Source organism: Kitasatospora purpeofusca (assembly GCF_036010405.1).
In the GTDB taxonomy this organism is placed as follows: domain Bacteria; phylum Actinomycetota; class Actinomycetes; order Streptomycetales; family Streptomycetaceae; genus Kitasatospora; species Kitasatospora purpeofusca.
On sequence record NZ_CP108561.1, the window covers coordinates 380,309 to 401,346 of the forward strand.

Annotated in this window: 12 protein-coding genes and 1 pseudogene; 3 read left to right on the forward strand and 10 right to left on the reverse strand. The window is 74.5% G+C overall.

Features of this window, described 5'->3' with window-relative positions; translation table 11 throughout:
- Positions 1 to 14: 14 nt before the first annotated feature.
- From OG715_RS01750 to OG715_RS01775, 6 genes are read right to left on the reverse strand one after another with little or no spacing between them, the layout of a single operon-like run.
- Positions 15 to 3,551 carry an amino acid adenylation domain-containing protein gene (locus OG715_RS01750; protein WP_327063700.1) on the reverse strand — a complete coding sequence of 1,179 codons (3,537 nt, stop codon included), beginning with the start codon at positions 3,549 to 3,551 and terminating at the stop codon, positions 15 to 17.
- Positions 3,548 to 3,847: a phosphopantetheine-binding protein gene (locus OG715_RS01755; protein WP_327063701.1), complete on the reverse strand. Its 300-nt coding sequence runs from the start codon at positions 3,845 to 3,847 to the stop codon at positions 3,548 to 3,550. The genes OG715_RS01750 and OG715_RS01755 overlap by 4 nt, the downstream gene beginning before the upstream one ends.
- Positions 3,847 to 6,189: a type I polyketide synthase gene (locus OG715_RS01760; protein WP_327063702.1), complete on the reverse strand. Its 2,343-nt coding sequence runs from the start codon at positions 6,187 to 6,189 to the stop codon at positions 3,847 to 3,849. The genes OG715_RS01755 and OG715_RS01760 overlap by 1 nt, the downstream gene beginning before the upstream one ends.
- On the reverse strand, positions 6,182 to 9,472 hold the full coding sequence (locus OG715_RS01765) for a non-ribosomal peptide synthetase (protein WP_327063703.1): 3,291 nt from the start codon (positions 9,470 to 9,472) through the stop codon (positions 6,182 to 6,184). Before OG715_RS01765 ends, OG715_RS01760 begins: the two co-directional genes overlap by 8 nt.
- Entirely contained in the window at positions 9,469 to 10,740 is a 1,272-nt protein-coding gene (locus OG715_RS01770) for an MFS transporter (protein WP_327063704.1), read from the reverse strand. The genes OG715_RS01765 and OG715_RS01770 overlap by 4 nt, the downstream gene beginning before the upstream one ends.
- A gap of 1 nt (position 10,741) precedes the next feature.
- On the reverse strand, positions 10,742 to 11,524 hold the full coding sequence (locus OG715_RS01775) for an aminoglycoside phosphotransferase family protein (protein ID WP_327063705.1): 783 nt from the start codon (positions 11,522 to 11,524) through the stop codon (positions 10,742 to 10,744).
- A gap of 327 nt (positions 11,525 to 11,851) precedes the next feature.
- Here OG715_RS01775 and OG715_RS01780 point away from each other — a divergent pair, with 327 nt between their 5' ends.
- A complete protein-coding gene (locus OG715_RS01780; protein WP_327063706.1) occupies positions 11,852 to 14,890 on the forward strand; it encodes an AfsR/SARP family transcriptional regulator in 3,039 nt (1,012 codons plus the stop codon).
- Between the two features lie 166 nt (positions 14,891 to 15,056).
- Here OG715_RS01780 and OG715_RS01785 read toward each other — a convergent pair whose 3' ends face one another.
- From OG715_RS01785 to OG715_RS01795, 3 genes and pseudogenes are all read right to left on the reverse strand, one after another.
- Positions 15,057 to 17,432, reverse strand: a complete 2,376-nt coding sequence (locus OG715_RS01785) for a non-ribosomal peptide synthetase (RefSeq protein ID WP_327063707.1) — start codon at positions 17,430 to 17,432, stop codon at positions 15,057 to 15,059.
- Between the two features lie 231 nt (positions 17,433 to 17,663).
- On the reverse strand, positions 17,664 to 18,464 hold the full coding sequence (locus OG715_RS01790) for a response regulator (protein WP_327063708.1): 801 nt from the start codon (positions 18,462 to 18,464) through the stop codon (positions 17,664 to 17,666).
- An 88-nt stretch (positions 18,465 to 18,552) separates the two neighbouring features.
- Positions 18,553 to 18,723, reverse strand: a pseudogene (locus OG715_RS01795) (NUDIX domain-containing protein); the annotation flags it as partial.
- Between the two features lie 253 nt (positions 18,724 to 18,976).
- Between OG715_RS01795 and OG715_RS01800 the strand changes: the two are divergent.
- Entirely contained in the window at positions 18,977 to 19,390 is a 414-nt protein-coding gene (locus OG715_RS01800) for a VOC family protein (RefSeq protein WP_327063709.1), read from the forward strand.
- An 18-nt stretch (positions 19,391 to 19,408) separates the two neighbouring features.
- Here OG715_RS01800 and OG715_RS01805 read toward each other — a convergent pair whose 3' ends face one another.
- A complete protein-coding gene (locus OG715_RS01805) occupies positions 19,409 to 20,140 on the reverse strand; it encodes a helix-turn-helix domain-containing protein (RefSeq protein WP_327063710.1) in 732 nt (243 codons plus the stop codon).
- A gap of 222 nt (positions 20,141 to 20,362) precedes the next feature.
- Between OG715_RS01805 and OG715_RS01810 the strand changes: the two genes are divergently transcribed.
- Positions 20,363 to 21,028, forward strand: coding sequence for a DUF4097 family beta strand repeat-containing protein (locus OG715_RS01810; protein WP_327063711.1), 666 nt, complete (start codon positions 20,363 to 20,365; stop codon positions 21,026 to 21,028).
- Positions 21,029 to 21,038 lie beyond the last annotated feature (10 nt).

Here is a 21,038-nt window from a genome sequence, read left to right on the forward strand (position 1 = left end):
CCCCCGTCATGTCGTCATGTCGTGCGCAGATGTTGGGCAAGGGACTGGACGGTGGGGTATCGGTACAGCTCCGCCAGGCCAATTGGCCGGGTGACCAATCGCCGTTCCAGTCGGGTCCGGACCATGGCGAGGGTGAGCGAGTCGCCGCCGACGTCGAAGAAGGCCTCGTCGAAGCCGAAGTCGTCGGTCCCGAGCACCTCGGTCCACACGTCACGGATCAGTTCCTCGGCGTCGTGCGCGGCCCGGTCCACCGGGTCGGCCCCGGCTGCGGGGGCCGGGTCGGCGACGGCAACGGGCTGACCGCCACCCCTGTTCGCCCCGGTTGCCGGACTGAACAGGGCACCCAGGGCCCGCAGGTCGACCTTGCCGTTGCGGTCCAGCGGGAACCGCTCCACCGCCTGCCAGCGCTGCGGGCGCTCGTAGGGGGCGAGCAGTGGCTCGACGGCCGCCCGTACCCGGTCCAGGACGCCGGCGTCGGCCTTGACCGCCGCGCAGAGCCGCTCGTCGGCCAGCAGGACGACGGCGTCCAGCACCCCGTCCTGCTCCTTGATCCGCCGCTCGACGGCGACCGGTTCGATCCGGTACCCGGCGACCTTCAGCTGCCGGTCGACGCGGCCCAGGAAGAGCAGCCGCCCGTCCGCACCCCAGCGGGCCAGGTCGCCGGTGCGGTACTCGCGCCCGCCGTCCCGCTCACCAACAGACTCGCCGAACGACTGCGCCGTACGTTCCGGGTCGCCCAGGTAGCCGTCGGCCAGTCCCGCGCCGGTGGCCCGCAGTTCGCCCACCGCCCCGGGCGGCACCAACCGCCCGTCCGGGCCGGTGATCCGCACGCCGGTGCCGTGCACCGGGCGGCCGATCGGGAACGGGTCGGGCACCTCGGGCACGCCGTCGACGTGGCACACCGTGGTGAACGTGGTGTTCTCGGTGGGCCCGTAGCCGTTGGTGACCCGCAGTCCGGGCGACTGTTCGAGGACCCGCCGGACGTGTGCCGGCGAGACCACCCCGCCGCCGGTGAACACCTGGCGCAGCCCGCGCAGGGCCTCCGGCCGGTGGTCGGCCACCAGGTGGAACAGGCCCGCCGTCAGCCAGGCGTGGGTCACACCCGCGGCGGGGAGGAACCGGGCCAGGCTGTCGGGCGTGGGCTCCGCGGGCGGGTGGACCACCACGGTCGTCCCGCTCGCCAGCGGCACCAGCAGCTCCAGGGTGGAGGCGTCGAAGGCCAGCGGGGACAGCCGCAGCATCGACGGCCCCGGCCGGCCGGCGGCCAGGTCCACGGCGGCCGGACGGTCCACGGCGGCGAACAGGTCCGCGTCGTCCACCAGGCGCAGCACCGCGCGGTGCGGAACCACCACGCCCTTGGGGACACCGGTGGTTCCCGAGGTGAAGGAGACGTAGGCCGCCCGTGCGGGTTCCGGCCGGTGCGGCGCGGGCCCGCTCCCCGCCCCGGCGGGCCGCTCCGGCGGGAGTGCCCGGCCGGGACCGGCCTGCGGGCAGCGGGGGACGTCGGCGAAGGCCGGATCGTCGGCCTTCCCGCCGATCCGGGCGGCGGCCGTGACCGCGTCGGCGATCCGGGCGCGTCCGGCCGCCGGGGCGGCCGGGTCCACCGCCACCCAGGCGGCGCCCAGGCGCAGCGTGCCGAGGACGGCCACGGCCTCCGCCGCCGACCTCGGCAGCTCCAGGACCACCCGGTCACCGGCGCGGACCCCGCAGCCGTTCAGCAGCTCGGCCTGGTCGAGGGCGTGCGCGTGCAACTGCCGGTAGGTCAGCGCGTGGCCCGCCTCGGGGTCGAGCAGCGCGGTCGCGTCGGGACGCTCCCGCACCTGCCGCTCGAACCGGCTCCACAGGTCGTCGCCGGTCGTGGCGTCCGCTCCCAGGCCGAGTTCCCGCAGCCGGGCCAGCTGGCCGGCGGAGAGCCCGGCGATCCGGTCCACGGACCCCTGAGGGTCGACCGCGAGCTCGGCCAGCACGGCGTGCAGCGACTCGGCCAGCTCGCCGATGTCCGCTGCGCTCTGCGCCGAGGTCGCGTACTCGATCGCCAGCCTGGGCCGCGGCGCCCAGGACTGCACGTACAGCAGGCCGTCGAAGGCCGAACCCGCGCAGTGGCCCTCGTACACCCGCCAGGTGCCGACGGCCGTCCCGAAGGAGTCGGGGACCAGCTCGTGGTGGGCGGCGAAGCCCAGCTGCGCCACCGGGTTACGGGTCCCGTCCACGGTGCCGTCCAGGCCGCTCACCACGCGGTCGAACGGCAGGTCGGCGTCGGCGAGCGCGGCGGCGAGTGCTCCGGCGGTGGCCCGGACATACTCGGTGACCGGTCGGGCGCCGTCGATCCGGCAGCGCACCGGGACGATCCGGGTGCAGAGCCCGACGACGTCCTCCATACCGGCCTCGAAGCGGCCCGCGGCCGCCACGCCGAGGACCAGGTCGGTGGTGCCGATCCGGCGGGCCGCGGCGAGCGACCACGCCGCGAGCAGCACCGAGGTGACGGTGGTCCGGCAGTGCCGGGCCAGCCGGTCCACGCCCTCGGCCACCTGTTCCGGCAGCTCGAACACCAGCCGGGCACCGGAGCCGTCGGTACCGGCCGCACCGGCTGCACCGGCCCCGGCAGCGCCGCCGGCCGGGTCGGGTCCGCCGGGCAGGGTCGCCACCGACGGGGCGCCGTCCAACCGCCGCCTCACCCCGGCCAGGGCCGCCGCCAGGTCGCCGGAGGCCTCCCGGGCGGCCAGCCGGGTGCCGGTCCAGTCCGGCGACGGGCCGGGCCCGGGCAGCGCGCCCGGCCCGTCCTCGTACAGTCGGGCGAAGTCGCGCCACAGCACACCGATGCTCCAGCCGTCGGCCAGCGCGTGGTGCACCAGTACCGAGAGCAGGGTCTCGGCACCGGCGACGGTGCGGACGAACACCACCGGCGGCCGCTCGAACGGGCGCAGCAGCTCCCCGGCACGGGCGGCGTACAGCTCGTGCACGGCGCGCACCGCGTCGGTCCCGGCGGGCAGGGTCTGGTGCAGCAGCCTCGGCTCGTGGGAGGCGGGCAGCACCACCCGTCGCACGGTCCGCTTCTCCCCGGACGACAAGTGATCGCCCGTAGAGCCCGTGAACATCGTGCGCAGCGATTCGTGGCGGGCCGTGAGGGCGCGCAGCGCGGCCCGGGTGCGCCCGAGGTCGAGCGGCTCCGGCGGCCGCAGGGTGAAGAGCAGCCGGTAGGGCTGGTCCTGGCCGGCCAGGTGGGCGGCGAGCATGGCCCGCTGCCCGGGCAGGAGCGGGCGCGGCTGCGGGGCGGCGGCCGGGTCGACGGGCGGTGGGACGCTCGGCACGAAGGGACGCGCGCCGGCCAGGACGTCGGCCAGCGGGTCCTGGCCGAGCAGTCCGGCGACCTCGACGTCGCGGGACAGCCTGCGTTGGCCGTGGGCGCCGAGCGCGATCGCCTGGAGCGAGGATCCGCCCAGGGCCGTGAACGACTCGGCCCGGTACCGGGCGCCGGCCTCGTCGGCCGGCAGCCCGAGTACCTCGACGACCAGCGGCAGCCAGTCGGCGGCGCGCCCGGGGGCGACGGTCATGCCCGACCGCCCTCGGCCCCCGCCGCCCCGGCAACCGCTGCCCCGGCCGCCGCTTCCGGCTCGTCCCGGCCGGCCACGGCCAGCAGGTCGCCGTAGCGGGGGTTGTGCAGCACGTCGGCGAGGTCGACGGGACGGTTGAGCTCCTGGCGGATCAGGGTGCTGAGCCGCAGCGCGCTCAGCGAGTGGCCGCCGAGGTCGAAGAAGTCGTCGTGCTCGTGGACCTCGTCGACGCCGAGGACCTCCATCCAGAGCTGCTCGAACTCGGCGACCCAGTCCTGCTCGGTCCGAGGGTTCATCACAGGTGCCTCTCCTTCGCGGTGGCGGGGATCTCCAGGTAGTGCCGGGTGGGGGCGAACGGGTAGCCGGGGGCGGGGACGCGGCGGCGGCCCCGGTCGCCCTCCTCGTTCCAGGGGCCGCCGATCCCGAGCTGCCAGAGCAGGCCGACGGCGGCCAGCATCCGGTCGTAGGCGCTGCTCATCTCGGGCAGTTCGACGCCGAGGTGGGGGAAGACCTGGGTGCCGACCTCCAGCCAGGTGGCCGGCTCGGGGTCGACGGTCGGCGGCGCGAACACGCCGTCGCCGGGCTCGTCGAAGCGGCCCGCCCAGTAGTCGGCGTCGGCGGCCTGTGCCGCAGTGACCGGCGCGCCGTCGGCCGGGGAGTAGAGCCGGGCGGTGGGGGCGGCCGGTCGCCAGTCGGACGGCCGCCGGCCGAGGGCCAGCTCGATGCCGGTCGCGAAGTCGAACACACCGGCCGTGCAGGCGGCGGCGACCGCGCCGGGTCCGTTGCCGGTCAGGGCGACCGGGCGGATGCCGCGGCGGCCCAGCGCGTCGGTCCAGGCCATCGCGACGGCGAACCGGCCCACCCGCTCCTTGGCCGCCGGGTCGGCGTCCTCGCCCAGCGGGCGCAGCGCGGCGTAGCCGAGGTCGATGATCCGGCGGAAGTCGGGGTCGATGTGGTAGCAGTGCCCGCAGCCGGGCAGTTGGCCGCCGCCGGTGAGGTGGTAGGCGACTCCGCGCTCGGCGGCCTGCGGGTCGGTGCGGCGCACCGGCAGCAGCGGCTTGAGGTCCTCCTCGGGCATCCGGACGGTGAAGCCGCGCCAGGGGAGTTCGGTCCGCCCGGTGCGCAGGGTGTGGGCGACGTCGCCGAGTTCGGCCGGCGGCAGATCGGCGAGGAAGGCGTCGACCCGGGCCAGGCTCTCGGTGGCCGCCTCCTCCGTCCTGGCCGAGACCAGCAGCAGTTCGCTCGCCGGGCGGCGGGGCCTCCTGGGGGCGGCCGGCGGGGCCTCCTCCAGGACGATGTGGGTGTTGGTGCCGCCGATGCCGAAGGAGCTGACGCCCGCCCGGCGCACGCCGTCGATGGCCGGCCACTCGGTGGCGGTGTCGGGCACCCAGAAGACCGACTTCTCCAGTTCGAGGGCCGGGTTCGGCGCGGTGAACAGCCCGACCGGCGGGATGGTGCGGTGCTTCAGGGCGAGCACGGTCTTGATCACGGCGGCGACGCCGGCGGCGGTGTCCAGGTGGCCCATGATGGACTTGAGGGCGCCCAGGGCGGCCTTCGGGCGGTCGCCCCGGTCGGTGCCGAACACCGAGCGCAGCGCGGCGAGTTCGATCGGGTCGCCGAGCGGGGTGGCGGTGCCGTGGGTCTCGATCAGCCCGATGGTGTCGGGGTCGATGCCGCCGGCCGCGAGCGCGGTGCGGATGGTGGCGGCCTGGCCCTCGACGCCGGGGGCGGTGAAGCCGGCCTTGCGGGCGCCGTCGTTGACGGCGGCGGTCCCGGCGATCACCGCGTGGACGGTGTCGTTGTCCCGGATCGCGTCCTCCAGGCGCTTGAGCACCAGTACGCCGCCGCCGTCGGCGTCCGCAGTGCCGTCCGCGGCGACGTCGAAGGTGCGGCAGTGGCCGTCGCGGGAGAATGTGCCGCCGGGGGCGTAGAAGTGGCCGCGCCGGGTGGGCGGGCCGGAGGAGGCGGCGCCGGCGAGGACCATGTCGGCCTCGTAGGTGAGCAGGCTCTGCACCGCCAGGTGGATGGCGACCAGTGAGGTGGAGCAGGCGGTCTGCACGGAGAAGGCCGCGCCCTGGAGGTTGAGCTTGTAGGCGATCCTGGTGGCGGCGTAGTCCTTGTCGCTGGAGGTGAGCACGCCCAGTCCGCCGGCCGACTTCACCGCGCGGACGTTCGGCCACAGGATGTCGAGCAGGTAGACGTTCATCCCGGTGCCGACGTACACGGCGGTGCGGTTGCCGTCCGCGCCGATCGGCGGGTAGCCCGCGTGCTCCAGCGCGCCCCAGGCGCATTCGAGCAGGATCCGCTGCTGCGGGTCCATCAGGACGGCGTCCTGCGGCGAGTATCCGAACAGCCGGTGGTCGAAGTGGTCGTAGTCGTCCAGGACGGCGCGGGCGGGGATGAAGTTCGGGTTGTCGGCGACCTCCTCCGGGACGCCCCAGCCGAGGAGTTGCTCGCGCGAGAAGAAGGAGATCGACTCGACGCCGTTCTTGATGTCGTGCCAGTAGCGGTCGAGGTCGCGTCCGGCGCCGGGGAGTCTGATCCCCATGCCGACGATCGCGATCCGGTCCTGCCCCTGTCCGTGTTCCTGTCCGTGTTCCTGTGCCTGTCCCGTTCCCTGTCCCTGTTCGTCAGACATGCTCGTGCCCCCTGTTGAGTCGGCGCCTTCGGGCGAGTTCGTCACGGCCGCGCTTGCGCAGCGCGCTCCGGTCGTCGGCGGGCGCGTCGGTGTGTGCCTGCCGGAAGTGCGCGGCGCAGGCGGCGACCGTGCCGTGCCGGAACAGGTCGGTGACCGAGAGCTCCAGCCCGGTCCGCGCCATCCGGTCCCGCACGGTGATCAGCGCGAAGCTGCTGCCGCCCACGTCGAAGAAGTTGTCGGTCGGTTCGAGGTCGGGCCGGCGCAGCACGTCGGCCCAGATCGCGCGGATGCACGAGGTGAGGGTGTCGCCGTTCGCCTGCCCCTGGTCGGCGGTCGGCGGGGCGGTGCGCGCGACGGGGGCAGCTGCCCCGGCGGCGGCGTGCTCGGCGAGCAGGCGCCGCCGGTCGACCTTCCCGTTGGCGTTCAGCGGGATGCGCTCCACCGGCAGGATCCGGGACGGCACCATGTAGCCGGGCAGCTCCTCGCGGACCAGGGCGCGCAGTTCGCGCTCCTCGCCCGCCCCGGGGTCGGCGCAGACGAACGCGATCAGCTCCTCCGCCTCCACCACCGCCACGCACTGGCGCACCCCCGGGCGGCGCAGGAACGCGGCCTCGACGTCGGCGAGTTCGACCCGGTGCCCGCGCACCTTCACCTGGGTGTCCTCGCGGCCGATGTACACCAGCCGGCCGTCGGGGGCCCAGCGGACGATGTCCCCGGTCCGGTAGAGCTCGCCGGGGGCGTACGGGTCCTCGCCGAACCTGGCGGCGGTGAGGCCCGGCTCGCCGATGTAGCCGGCGGCGACCAACTCGCCTGCGAGGTAGAGCTCGCCGGGCACGTTGACGCCGGTGGGCCGCCGGTCCTCGTCCAGCACGTAGCAGCGGTTCGCCGGCAGCGGCACCCCGATGCTGCCCTCCCGCACCCGGCCGAGTTCCGCGGCGGGCACCTCGATCACGGTGTTCACGATGGTGGCCTCGGTGACCCCGTACATGTTGACGAAGACCGCGGGCAGCCGCTCCGGGTCGACCAGCGCGGCCAGCCTGGACCAGCTCAGCGCCTCGCCCACCAGCACCACGTACCGGACCGGGGAGCGGTCGCCGTCCAGGGTGTCGAAGAACGGCGGCAGCACCCGGTACAGCAGGCTCGGGGTGAGGTTGACCACCGTGACCCGCTGCTCGTGGATCAGCCGGGCCAGCCGCTCGGGGTCGAGCACGTCCTCCTGGTCGGCGACGACGAGTCGGCTGCCGGTGGTCAGGGCGCCCAGGATCTCCAGGACCGACACGTCGAAGGAGAAGTTGTGCGCGGCCAGCCAGCTGTCGCCGCCGTCGGTGGCCAGGCCGCACGGGCGAGGGCCGAACAGGGCGTCCAGGCCCCGGTGGCGGACCATCACGCCCTTGGGCACCCCGGTGGATCCGGAGGTGTACATCACGTAGGCGACGTCCGACGGTTCGGGCCACCGGACCGGGTGCTCCTCCGCGCCCTCCGCGTGGTGGGCGTCCGACTCCGTTGCGCCGTCGCCGGGATGGGCGTCGGCGCGGTGGGCGTCCAGCCGGACCGTGTCCCGGCCCTCGGCGAGCTGCCTGGCGAGGTCGGCGGTCTCCTCCTCGACCAGGACGACGGCCGGTCCGGAGCTGTCCAGGATGTGGTCCAGGCGCCGGCGCGGGTGCGCGGGGTCGAGCGGCACGTAGGCGCCGCCGGCCTTCCACGTCCCGAGGATCGCCGCGAGCATCGCCGGGGAGCGGCCGAGCAGCAGCCCGACCCGGGTTCCGGTGCGCACGCCGGACCGGCGCAGCGCGGCGGCGATCCGGCCGGACCACTCGTCCAGCTCCCGGTAGCTGGTCGTCCGCCCCCGGTGCACCAGCGCCACGTCCTGCGGTGCCGCGGCGGCGTGCTCGCAGAACAGCCGCAGCACGGACGGCCGGGGGACGGACGGCCCTTCGCCCGCCGCCGGCTCGACCGGCGGGTTCCACCCCTCGGTGAGCAGCCGGTGCTCCCGCGCGTCCACCATCGCGGGTTCGCCGTCCGGGTCGTCGACCAGGGACTCCAGCAGGGCGTGGAAGTGCGCCATCAGCCCCTCGACGGTCGCCGCGTCGAACAGCTCGGTGCTGAAGTCGGCGCGCAGGAACGGCGAGCGGGTGGAGACGTCCAGGGTCAGTCCGAGGTCGAAGCGGGCCGCCTCGATCTCGACGTCGACCTCGGACACCGTCAGCCCGGTGAAGTCCGGCACGGTGAAGGTGAAGTTCTGCACCGTCAGCATGGTCTGGAAGACCGGGGCGTGGCTGAGCTGGCGCTCCTCGCCGACCGCCTGGACGATCCGCTCGAACGGCACGTCCTGGTCGCCGAGCGCGGTCAGCGCCGTCCGCCACGTCCTGGTGACCAGCTCGGCGAAGCCGGGCTCGCCGGTCAGGTCGACCCGGACCGGCAGCGTGTTGACCAGGCAGCCGACCAACTGCTCCTCCGCCTCGTCCAGCCGGTTGGCGACCGGGACGCCGATCACCACCTCCGGCTGGCGGGCGTGCCGGGACAGCACCCTGGCGTAGGCGGCGAGCGCCACCGCGAACAGGGTGACCCCGTGCTCCTTGGCCCAGTCGGTGAGCCGTTGGACCAGCTCCGGGTCGACCGGCCGGCGCAGCACCGCACCTCGGTGGGTGAGCACGCCGGGCCGGGGCCGGTCGCTGTGCAGGGCGAGTTTGGGGGCGCCGGCCAGCAGTTCGCGCCAGTGCTCCAGGCGTCGGGTGTGCTTCTCCCACAGAGTGCGCTGGGCCTCGGCGTAGTCCAGGTAGGAGGCGCTCGGTGGGGCCGTCGCCCGGCCGTTGTACTGCGCCGCGATGTCGTCCAGCAGCAGCCCGACCGCCCATCCGTCGCAGGCGATGTGGTGGACCAGGACCACCAGCGCGTGCTGGTCGGCGCCCCAGGTCACGATCCGGGCCCGCAGCACCCGGCCGTCGGCCAGTGCGAACGGCACGGCTGCCTCGGCGGCGACCAGTTCGCGCAGGTGGCGGTCCTGGTCCGGCCGGTCGGCCGGCGGGTGCGCGACGGCGGCGATGTCGGGCTCCGCCGTGTCGAGCACCAGCTGCGTCAACTCGCCGTCCCGCACCGCGAACCCGGTGCGCAGCACCGCGTGCCGGGCGGTGACCGCGCGGACCGCCGAGGCCAGCCGGTCGTGGTCCAGCGCGCCGGTCATGCGCAGCGCGAACGCCACCACGTAGGCGGGGTTGCCCGGTTGCAGCTCGTTGAGGAAGTAGAAGCGCTCCTGGGTGAACGAAGCCCTGCCGCTGTCGGTCATGCCGCCCCTCCGGTGTCCAAAACGGCCTCCGGGCGGGCAGTGCCCGCCATCGCGTCGGCGCTGCGCCGCGCGGCGGGCCCGATCAGCGCGGCCGCGGCGAGCATCAGCCCGGCGATCGCGATCCAGCCCCAGAAGCCTGCCGAGATGACCAGGCCGGAGAAGAGTGCCGGCCCGGCGATGTTCTGGGTCGCCACATGCAGGTCGAACGCGCCGAGGTACTCGCCCTCGGCGTGCTTGGGTGCCAGCCCGAAGGCGAGGCCCCAGGCCGAGGCGGACTGCATGACCTCGGCCACGGACAGCAGCAGGGCGGTGACGACGATGGCCGCGGTGGCCGGCGCCGTCGAGTGCCACAGGGCGGTGACCGAGGCCGCCGCGCAGCCCGCCGCGATCCACAGTCCGGCCCGGCGGGCCGTCGCCGCGGCGCCCGCGACCGTCTCGGCGCCCTTGCTCGCCCGTACCTGGAACAGGATGACGAAGACGGTGTTGACCACCAGGAGCAGCGGCACCAGGAAGGGCCGGACGGCGGCGCGCTCCAGGGCCCACAGCGGCAGCACCACCATCAGCAGGCTGATGTGCGAGGCGAGGACGGTCGACAGGCCGACCACGCCGAGGAAGCGCAGGTCGCGCACCGCGCCGAAGGGCCTGGGCCGCTGTTCCGGGTCGCCCGGCGGCCCCTCCGGCAGGCGGGTCACCAGGAGGGCCGCGAGGCCGAGCAGGACCGCCGCCACCGCGGGGATCAGCACCAGCAACCGGGTGCTCAGCGCGGCCGCGGCGGCGACGCCGATGCCCGCGCTGAAGCCGACGTTGAACACCGTGCGCATGGTGGCGTTGAGCCGGACCCGTTCGCCCTCCGGGATCACGGTGGCGAGCAGCGCGTTCTCGGTCGGTCCGATCCCGTAGTCCAGGAAGCCGACCAGGGTCACCAGGACGTAGAACTGGATCGCGTCGTCCACCGCGGAGTACAGCCCGAAGCCGACGGCGACCGCCGCGAACAGCAGGAACAGCAGGGTGCGTTTGCGCATCCGGTCGGCGATCATGCCGAAGAGCACCGAGGAGAGCAGGCCGGCGAAGCCCGCCAGCGACAGGCCGATACCGACCTCCGCCGCGGTCAGCCCGACGTGCAGGGTGAAGTAGACGATGCTGCCGGAGAGGAAGACGCCCTTGCCGGTCGCCTCGGCGAAGCGGATCGCCAGCAGTCGCCGGCGCAGCGCGTCGGCGGGGATCAGGCGGCCGAGCAGGCCGGTGGTACCGCCCACGGATCCGGCCATCTCAGTACTCACCCCGTCCGTAGGCGAGGAGGGTGGCGACCCGCTCCGGCTGGGGTGCGCGCGCGGCCCCGAGCGGGGCCAGCACCCGGGCCCAGCCGTCCAGCCGCTCGGCGTCGAGGCCGGTGGCCGCCGCCAGGGCGTCCCGGCGGCCCACCATGTCCGCGAGGTCCGTGCCCTCCAGGACGTAGTCGGCCGCGTCGAAGCAGCGTTCGCCGACGCAGGCGATCGGGCTCCGGGCCACCAGGCCCCGGCGGTCCGAGGTGAGCACATTGCCCAGGTGCAGGTCGCCGTGGAGCAGCACCCGCTCGGGTTCGGTGGCCAGCAGCCGGTCCGCGGTCCGCCTCGCCTCCGCCAGTTCGGCACCGCCCTGCTCGGCCCAGCCGAGCATCATGCCGAGCCAGTCGGCGGCCTGCCGGGGCGCGCTCGCCGGGTCGCCGACCGTGTGCAGGTCGTCCAGGAACCGGGCGTAGTCGGCGGGGGACGGCGGCTGCGGCAGGTCCTCCACCGGTGTGCCGGGCCGGACCGCCTCCAGCAGCGCCGCGCCCCGGCTGCTCGCGTGCACCTCGGGCACCCGGCCGCCGGGCGCGAACTGCCGCAGCATCGCCACTTCCTCGGCGAGGGCGTAGGCGTCCGGTGCGAGCTTCAGCTCGGCCTCGCCCATCGGCCCCGTGCAGGAGACCAGCACGGAGGTCACGGCCGACGAGTAGTCGACGCCGGCCACCTCCCCGATGTCGAGTTCCCACTCCCCGGCCAGGTCCGCCACCTGTTCCGGCAGCGAGGCCACCCAACGGTGGTTCACCTTTCCCCGGCGCATGAAGTCGGCGATCGCCTGCAATCGCCCGGTTATCAACTCCAAATCCAGCAAGAGGGACACCCCTTCCATGAGTCGCTTCGTGGTTGGTCGGACGGGTGGGGACGGCCGAGCGGTCCCGCCCCGCTGGCCATCGCCACGGCAGGAGCGTCCGGCAGGGCCGTGCAAGGCCGATGGAATGGCTGTGCAAACCCTGTTGAATACGCGTGGCCGTGGTTTCGACGCGGATCAACAACCCTTGACGCTGACCGTTCACGTAGGTTCAATTTCCCAGCGGCCACCGGCCTTTCGGGGGAAGAAATGACAGAAACCAGCGTCTTTTTCGGGGTCCTGGGCCCCGTCGAAGTCCGTGTCGACAGCGCAACCGTCGCGCTGCCGGCACGGGTCAGAGTCCTGCTCGCGGCGCTCCTGTGCCGTCCCAACCGGACGGTCAGCGTCGACGAGCTCACCGACATCGTGTGGAGCAACGAACCGCCCGCCGCGCCGGCCACCCTGCGCAGCCATGTGCTGCGCCTGCGGCGCCTGCTGGGCGAAGGATCGGACCGGGTGGTGACCACCGGTCCCGGGTACCGGATCGAGGTGGGGGCGCGGACCGAACTCGACACCCTGGTCTTCGGCGAGCACTGCGAATCGGCCCGCGACGCCGCGCGGTCGAGCGACTGGCCCGCCGTGTGGACGGCGGCCTCCGCGGCCCTGGGCCTGTGGCGCGGGGCGCCGCTGGCCGACGTGAACTGCGACCGGCTGCAGCGGGACGAGGCGCCGGGCTGGGCCCAGTCCCGGGTGGAGGTCACCGAGTTGGCCGCCCGGGCCGGTCTGGAGCTGGGACGCGCGGCCGAGTCCGTGCTGCTGCTCACCCGCCTCGCCGCGGAGGAGCCGCACCAGGAGGGCGTGCACGCCCTGCTGATCGAGGCCCTCGCGGTCGCGGGCCGGCGGGCCGAGGCGCTGGCCGTCTACCGGCGGCTGCGCACCGCGCTCGCCCGCGACCTGGGCATCGAGCCGGGTGCCCGGATCGCGGCCGCCCATCAGCGGGTGCTGCGGTCCGGCGGCAACTCCGCAGCTCCGCAGGGGGGTTCGCAGCGGGCGGCCGGACCGGAGCGCGGCCTGCCCGGCGGGCCCGACCCCGCCGGCGGCGCCCCTCCGACGGGCCCCGCCGCAGTGCCGGACGGGACCGGCGCCGCATTACTGGGAGCACGTCCCGCGCCGGAAGGGCCGTTCACCGAACTGCGCCGGATCCCGGCAGCCGAGCCGTTCACCGTCGTGCGTCGGCTCCCGGCGGAGCCGGTCACCGTACTGCGCCAACTCCCGGCCGACCTGCCCTTCTTCAGCGGCCGCACGGAGGAGCTGCGGACCCTTCTGGCGGCCCCGGCCGCCGGACCGGCCGGTGCCGCGGCGACCGTGCTGGTCACCGCCATCGAGGGCATGGCCGGGGTGGGCAAGACCCGGCTGGCCGTGCACGCGGCGCACGAACTGGTCCGCGCCGGCCGGTTCGGCACCCTGCAGCTGTACGTGAACCTGCGCGGCTTCGATCCGGACCGGCCCCCGGCCGACCCCTCCGACGTCCTGGCGGGCCTGCTGCACGCCCTCGGCGTGGACCGGTCGCTGATGCCCGAGGGCCTGGACGCGCGCGCCGCCCTGTTCCGCGACCGGCTGCACGGCCGCGAGGCACTGCTGGTGCTCGACGACGCGGCCGACGCGCACCAGGTCCGCCCGCTGATCCCGGCCGAGCCCGGCTGCCTGGTGCTGGTCACCAGCCGGCGCAGCCTCGCCGGGCTCGACGGCGCCCGCTCCCTGCCGCTCGCCACCCTGGCCCCGGCGGACGCCCTGCGGCTGCTGGCCGAGGTCGCCGGCGCCGAGCGGGTCGCCGACTCCCCCGGGGCCGCCGCCCAGGTCATCCACGCCTGCGGGCACCTGCCGCTGGCGCTGGTCCTCGCCGCGGCGCGCCTGCGGGCCCGCCCGGCCTGGCGGCTCGCGGACCTCGTCGAGTACCTGAGACCCGGCGGGATCAGCGCCCTCACCACCGGCGGCCGCTCGCTGCGCGCCAGCTTCGACCTCTCCTACCGGCGCCTGCCCGAGGAGGCCCGGCGGGTCTTCCGGCTGCTGGCCGTCCACCCGGGACGCGAGTACACCGCCCCCGCGATCGCCACGCTGGCCGGGGTCGACCCGGCGGCCGCGCGCGAGACGCTGGAACTCCTGGTGGACGAGCACCTGCTGATCCAGGACACCCCGGCCCGGTACCGCCTGCACGACCTGCTGCACGCCTTCGCCGCCGAGCTCACGGAGGGCGGGGCCGCCGACCGCCTGGCCCTGCACCGGCTGACGGTCTGGTACTGCCACACCGCCCGCGCGGCGGACGAGCTGCTGCGCACCCGCTCCTCGGCGGTCCGCCCGCGCTACGCCCCGCCGCTGCCCCCGCCGGTGCTGCCGGCCCTGCGCTTCCCGGACCACGACCGGACGCTGGCCTGGCTGGACACGGAGCGCGCCAACCTCACCGCGGTGCTCGCCCGCGCGGCCGAACAGGGCCTCGGCACACTGGTCGCCGCGCTGGCGCTCTCGCTCAGCGGGTACCTGCACACCCGGGGTCCGGCGTCGAGCCTGCTGTCGGTGCTGCGCACCACCCAGGCCACGGTCAGTCCGGAGGCGGACCCGGAGCTCGCCGCCCGGGTGCTCACCGAGCTCGGCGACTGCCACGCGCTCACCCGCCGGTACCAGGACGCCGTCCGGCACCACGAACGGGCCCTGGAACTGCACCGGGCCAACCACGACCGGGACGGCGAGGCCGCCACACTGCTCGGCCTGGGCAGCGCGCACGACCGGCTGGACCGGCCGCAGGAGGCGGTCCGGTGCTGGCGCCAGGCCCGGGTGATCTTCGCGGAGCTGGGCAACCGGCTCGGCGCGGCCACCTGCCTGGTGAACCTGGCCCGGTCGTACCGGGCGCTGGAGCGGTTCGACGAGGCCGTCTCGCACGACCGCGACGCGCTGGCGGCCTTCCGCGGCCTCGACGACGAGCACGGACAGGCGCGGGCGCTGGCCGGGCTGGGCGAGGTCCACCAACTGCTGGACCGCGACGCCGAGGCCGTCGGCTACCGGCGCCAGGCCCTGCTGCTGTACCGGCGGGCCGGCGACCGCTACGCCGAGGCGGAGGTCCTGGACGGGCTGGGCACCTCGTACTCCCGGCTCGGCCGGCCCGAGCAGGCCGTACGGGCCTGGCGCGGTGCCCACTCGATCCTGACGGACATCGCGCACCCGCGGGCCGAGGAGGTCGAACGGCACCTGGCCGGGGCGGCGGCCGGGCACGCCGGGAGACTCCCGGAGCAGCGGTCGTTCGCCCGGTCGCGGTAGCGGCGGCGCGGACCGCGGGCAGCAGCGGGCAGCGGCAGGGACAGCGGTCGGGCGGGTCGTTCCGGGAACACCATGTTCCCGGAACGACCCGCCCGACCTCGTTCATGTCCCGCGTGGCGTCACCGCAGGTTCACCAGCGGACCCACTGCCGGGTTCAGCGCCCGGCTCACCGCCGGCGCCGGGCCGGCTTGGGCAGCGCCGCCCGGTCCAGCTTGCCGTTGCGGGTCAGCGGCATGGCCGCCAGCACCACCGTGCGGGTCGGCAGCATGTAACGGGGCAGCACCTCGGCCAGGTGCGCCGCCAGACCGGCCGGCTCCTGCCCGTCCGAGGTCACCAGGTAGGCCACCAGGGCCGGGACCGCGCCCAGGTCCTCGCGCAGCAGCACCACCGCCTCCGACACCGCCGGGTGGCCGCACAGCACGGCCTCGATCTCGCCCAACTCGATCCGCAGGCCGCGCAGCTTGACCTGGTGGTCGAGCCGGCCGAGGAACTCCAGCCGCCCGGCGGCCGTCCACCGCACCAGGTCGCCCGTGCGGTACAGCCGCGCGTCCGGCCCGGCGCCGAAGGGGTCCGGCACGAACCGCTCGGCGGTGAGGTCCGGGCGGCCGACGTAGCCCCGGGCCAGCCCCGCGCCGCCCAGGTACAGCTCGCCCGGCGTGCCGATCGGCACGGGCTCGCGCGCGTCGTCCAGGACGTGCGCCGTGGTGTTGGCGATCGGCACACCGATCGGGACCCCGCCCTCGGGGTCGTCGTCCCGGCAGGTCCAGTGCGTGACGTCGACCGACACCTCGGTCGGGCCGTACAGGTTGTGCACCTCGGCCCGGCTGCGCTCCCGGAACCGCCGTACGACGGCCGAGGTCAGCGCCTCACCGCTGCACACCACCCGGCGCAGCGCCGTGCACCCGGAGACCCCCGGCTCCTCCGCGAAGACCGCCAGCATCGACGGCACGAAGTGCGCGGTGGTGACCCCCTGCTCCGCCATCACCCCGGCCAGGTAGGCCGGGTCCCGGTGCCCGTCGGGCCGCGCCATGACCAGCCGGGCGCCGGCCAGCAGCGGCCAGAAGAACTCCCAGACCGACACGTCGAAGGTGTAGGGCGTCTTCTGCAGCACCACGTCGTCCGGGGTCAGCCGGTACCGGTCCTGCATCCAGAGCAGCCGGTTGACGATGCCTCGGTGCGGGATCGCCACGCCCTTGGGGCGCCCGGTCGAGCCGGAGGTGTAGATGATGTACGCCAGGTCGGCGTCCGAGGGTTCGCGCGCGGGCGGCGGGGCCTGGACCTCGGGCGGGTCCGTTGGCCGGGTGCCCCCGTCGAGCGGCAGCAGCACGGGGCCGGTGCCGGCGAACAGCGGCGCGAACGCCTCGTCCGCGAGCACCACCGCCGGGCGGGCCTCGTCCAGGATGGTGCGGATCCGCGCCGCCGGGTGCTCGCAGTCCAGCGGCAGGTAGGCGCCGTCCGCCAGCAGCACGCCCAGCAGGGCCACCACCAGGGCGACCGACCGCTGGGCGCAGACTGCCACCGCCCGGTCCGGTCCGACCCCGTGCGCCCGCAGGCGCTCCGCCAGGGCCCCGGCCCTGGCGACGAGTTCGGCGTAGTCGATCTCCTCGGTCGCGTCGCTGACCGCGACCGCCGCCGGGGTGTGCCGGGCCCGGTCGAGGATGTACTCGTGCAGCCGGCGCGGTTCGCCGTGGTCGACGGCCGTCATGTTGAAGCCGAGCAGCCGGGCCCGTTCGGCCTCGGGCAGCAGCTCCAGCAGGCCGACCGGGCGGCCGGGGTCGGCGAGGGCGGCCTCGGCGAGGCGGCCCAGCCGCAGTCCGGCCGCGACGACGGTCTCCCGGTCGTGGCGGTCGGCCCGGTAGCGCAGCGCCCCGGCCGGGGCGGGCGCGAGGTGCAGTTCGAGGTCGTGGCCGCCGCCCTGCCGGGCGTCGACGGGCTGCGGCTCGCCGGGACGGCCCACCAGCACCTGGCAGGGCGACAGCGGCCCGGCCCCGCCGGCGAACCCGGCCAGCGCCAGGATCCGGTCCGACGGCACGTCCTGGTGCCGCTCCGCCTGCCGCAGGGTGTCGGCGGTGGAGCGAAGTTGATCGAGGAAGGTGGTGCCGGGGGTGAGGACGGCCCGCACCGGCACGGCCCCTTCGCCCCGGCCGCCGGTGCGCGGCACGGCGATCACCACGTCGTCCTGGGCGGCGCAGCGGTGCAGCAGGACCTGCACCAGGGTGACCAGGACGTCGAACGGACGGCAGCCCTCGGCGGCGGCCAGCTTGTCGATGCGGTCCAGCAGCGACGCGGGAAGGGCGAACGGCACTGTCCCGGTGTCACCGGCTCCGTCCGATCCACCCGCTCCGCCCGATCCGCCTGCGGCGCCGAGGAGGCTCGGCAGGCTCGACCGGGCGGGCGCACCCGCGAGGTGTTCCGCCCAGAAGCGCTCTCCCGCGCCGTTCGGGCCATTGGGACCAGCAGTTCCGGCCGGACGGGTCGGATCATTCGGATCGACCGAAACACTCGGATCGTTCGGAAACTCGCTTGCATTCTCCAGGCTCATGAGGCCCCCATGTCGGACGAACACGACTGAGCAGACAGGGAATTCACAAGGCGGGAAGACGGGAATCGGGCTCCGGGGCGGACCGGACGACAGAACCGACGAAGGTCGGCTGCCGATTCCCCCATGCGCTTTCACCCTAGCGCCGGGCCGAGCCCGTGCGAACAGGAAGACCTCGACTGTGACTTGCGTCACGGAATGGTTGCCCCGCCCTCCTCGTCCAACCCGGTGGAATCAGTCGCGGCCGAGCGCGTGCTCGCGACGCTCCAGGTAGATCTCCACGAACACCGCGACCTTGGCGCGCAGCGCCCAGGGGTCGAAGGGCTTGACGATGAAGTCGACGGCGCCGGCGGCGTATCCGCGCATGGAGTACTCGGGATCGTTGCCGATGGCCGTGAGGAAGATGATCGGGATGTCGCGGGTGCGGGCGCGGCGTTTGATGTGGGCAGCGGTCTCGTAGCCGTCCATCTCGGGCATCTGAACGTCGAGGATGATGACGGCGAAGTCGTCGGACTCCAGCAGCGCCTTGAGCGCCGCCTGCCCGGAGGAGACGGAGACCACCTCGTGGCCGTGGGTGTTGAGGACTGCTTCGAGGGCCATGAGGTTGGGGCGCTTGTCGTCGACCAGGAGCACCTTCGGCCGGAAGCCCGCAGCCAGCGCAGGGGCATTCAGCGGGTCGACCAGGCGCACGAGTTCGGGCTCGGGCAGGACGGCGCCCTGCTGTTGCTCGACCACCTCCAACTGGCGTTCCAGTAGCTCGCAGCGGGCCTCCGCGAACGCCGCGCGCCGACGCGTCCGGTCCAGCTCCACGCTGAGCCGGGCAACCTGGAGGGCGAGAACGTTGCGCTCCTCCAGGATCGCCGCGCGGTCCGCTTCGGCCGGGGCCGGCCGGCGAGTGGACCCGTCCGGGTACTCCAGCTTCGTCAGCCGCTCGTCCAGGTCCTCGATCGCGTGGTGGCAGCCGTCCAGCGCGTGGTCGAGCTCCTCCTCCCGGGCACTGGTCTGCCGCACCTCCCGGTCCGCGACCTTCAGCATTGAAGAAGCGGACAGTGCCCGTGTCCTCCTCCGCACGGACGGGGTCGAAGGGCAGCAGGGCCTCGACGTCCAGGCCGGTCTCCTCCCGGAGTTCCCGGCGGGCGGTCTCGTACGGTGTCTCCCCGCTCTCGGCGTGGCCCCCCGGCACGACCCAGTGGGCCGGCCAGCAGAGGTCCGGACGGTCGTCCCTCAGCTGGAGCAGGATCTCGCCGCCGGGGGTGGTGATCATCGCGTCCGCGCTGGTGAAGTCGGCACTCATCGGTCAGGGAGTCCTCTCCGTCACGGGGGCTCTTCGGCCTCAATCGACCAACCGCAAGCGGCCGGTCTCCACGGTCGATACCCCGCGAACGGCCGCCGAGACCTGCACCCCCGGGGCCGGGCCCGGGCCCGGGTGCGGGTTCGTCAACCGCTGGGTTAACGACCGTTGCGGTTTCGACCGTTGTTCCTCCCCTCGGCGCGAGGCGATGCTTGGTCCGTTCCGCAGGACAGACGGGCGAAGGAGCAGGACAGACATGACCGTTACCACCGCGGGGGGGGTGCCGCTCGCGATGAACATCGTCGCTTCCACGGTCACGCTGAGCGTCGCCGATCCGGGTGCCTCCACCCGGTTCTTCACCACCCACCTCGGCTACCGGGAGGTGCTGGCGGACGAGGAGTTCGTGATTCTCGGCCGGGACGATGCCGCCCCGGACGTGCTGTTGCGGCAGCGGGACCTCGAACTGCCGCCCGGACCCGGACCGGTCTGGGTGCTGGTGTCGTTCGCCGTGACCGGCGTCGCCGCCGAGTACGAACGGCTGCGGCGGGAAGGCGCCCACATCACCGTCCCGCTGCGCCGCGAGCCGTGGGGTGAGCAGTTGCTGGAGCTCACCGATCCCAACGGCATCGTGGTCCAGTTGACGGAGTGGATCCCGCCCGCCGGCGCCTGACCGTCCCCACCGGGGCCGTCAGGTGCCGCCCGGGGTCGCCCCGGTGCTCGCCGCGAGGAGCTCGCGGGCCTGCGTCGCGGTGCGGCTGAGGCTCTCGGAGACGAAGTCGAGGACGCGGACGACGGTCTCCAGGCGCGCGGCGGCAAGGCTGTGGGAGCCGAGCACACCGATGCCTTGCCGTGCGGTCTCGACGAGTCGGGCGGTGGAACGGGCGGCGGTCATCATCGTCCGGTACCAGACGTCGTCGTCGACGGTGTAGCGCTCACGGCGGCGCTCGCCGCGTTCCCGGCGGACGAGGCCCTGGCCGTCGAGGAACGCGACCGCCTTGGAGACGGAGGCCGGGCTGACCTGGAGGTGCCGGGCGAGTTCGGCCGCGGTGAGGCTGCCGGACTCGGCGAGGGTGAGGCAGGCCAGGACGCGGGCCGTCATCGGGGGAAGGCCCGTGGCCACGAGGACACCGGCGAGTGTCTCCTCGTAGGCCCGGACGGCTTCGAGGCCGCGGCCTCGGGCGGGCGGGCGCGGCTGCGGCCCTCGGGGAGCGACCCGGCCCCGGCGACGGGCCCGGCGTTCGGCGGCGCGGTGGGCAAGGTCGGCGTGGTAGCCGGTGGGGCCGCCGTTGCGCATCACCTCACGGGTGACGGTCGAGGTCGGACGGTCGAGGCGCCTGGCGATCTCGGCGTAGGCGAGGCCGTCGGCCAGCCCCAGTGCGATCCGCCGACGTTCCTGCTGAGTGAGCCTGCTTCCCGGCACCGCGGTCCCCCTTCGTGTTCCCCGAGGGACCGAACCTAGCCCCCACCGCCCATTCAGTGCAACGGTGATCATGGATCCGTTGCGTTAGATTCCCCTCCGTTGCAACGATCAATTCGCCTTGACCTGCATTGATGATGCCAAGAAGCAGTCAATGGATTGCAGAATTCACGAAGGCAACGTAGCGTTTCCGTAGTCAGAAACACCAAGCCGCAGGAGAGCACCGTGCAGAAGTTCAACACCCCGGCCCCGGTCTCCGTCGTCCTCGACATCCCCGCCGGGCGGTTCCGCCTGACCGCCACCGACCGCACCGACACCACGGTCGAGGTCCTGCCCCTGGACGCCTCGAAGAGCCGCGACGTGAAGGCGGCGGAGCAGACCGGGATCACCTACGCCGACGGTGTCCTGCTGGTCGAGGCGCCCCAGCCGACCCGGGTCCTCGGCTCCGCCGGATCGGTCGAGGTGACGGTCGGGCTGCCCGCCGGCTCGCACGTCCGGGCGACGGCGGCCGACGCCGAACTCCGCAGCGACGGACGGCTCGGCGACGTCGCCTTCGAAGCCTCGAACGGCACCGTCGAGCTCGCCGAGACCGCGAGCGCCCGCCTCGCCCTCCTCGCCGGGGACATCACCATCGGCCGCCTCGGCGGCCCCGGCGGGCTCAGCACCGAGAAGGGCGACATCCGCGTCACCGAGGCCGTGCACGGCGTGGTGACGCTGCGCACCGTGTCCGGCGACCTGACCGTCGGCGCCGCCCGCGGAGTCTCCGCCGCCCTCGACGCCGGCACCGCCTCGGGCCGGATCCACAACAGCCTCCGCAACTCCGACGGCGCCCCCTCCCTGACCATCCACGCCACCACCGCCCACGGCGACATCACCGCCCGCAGCCTCTGACGCCCCGCAG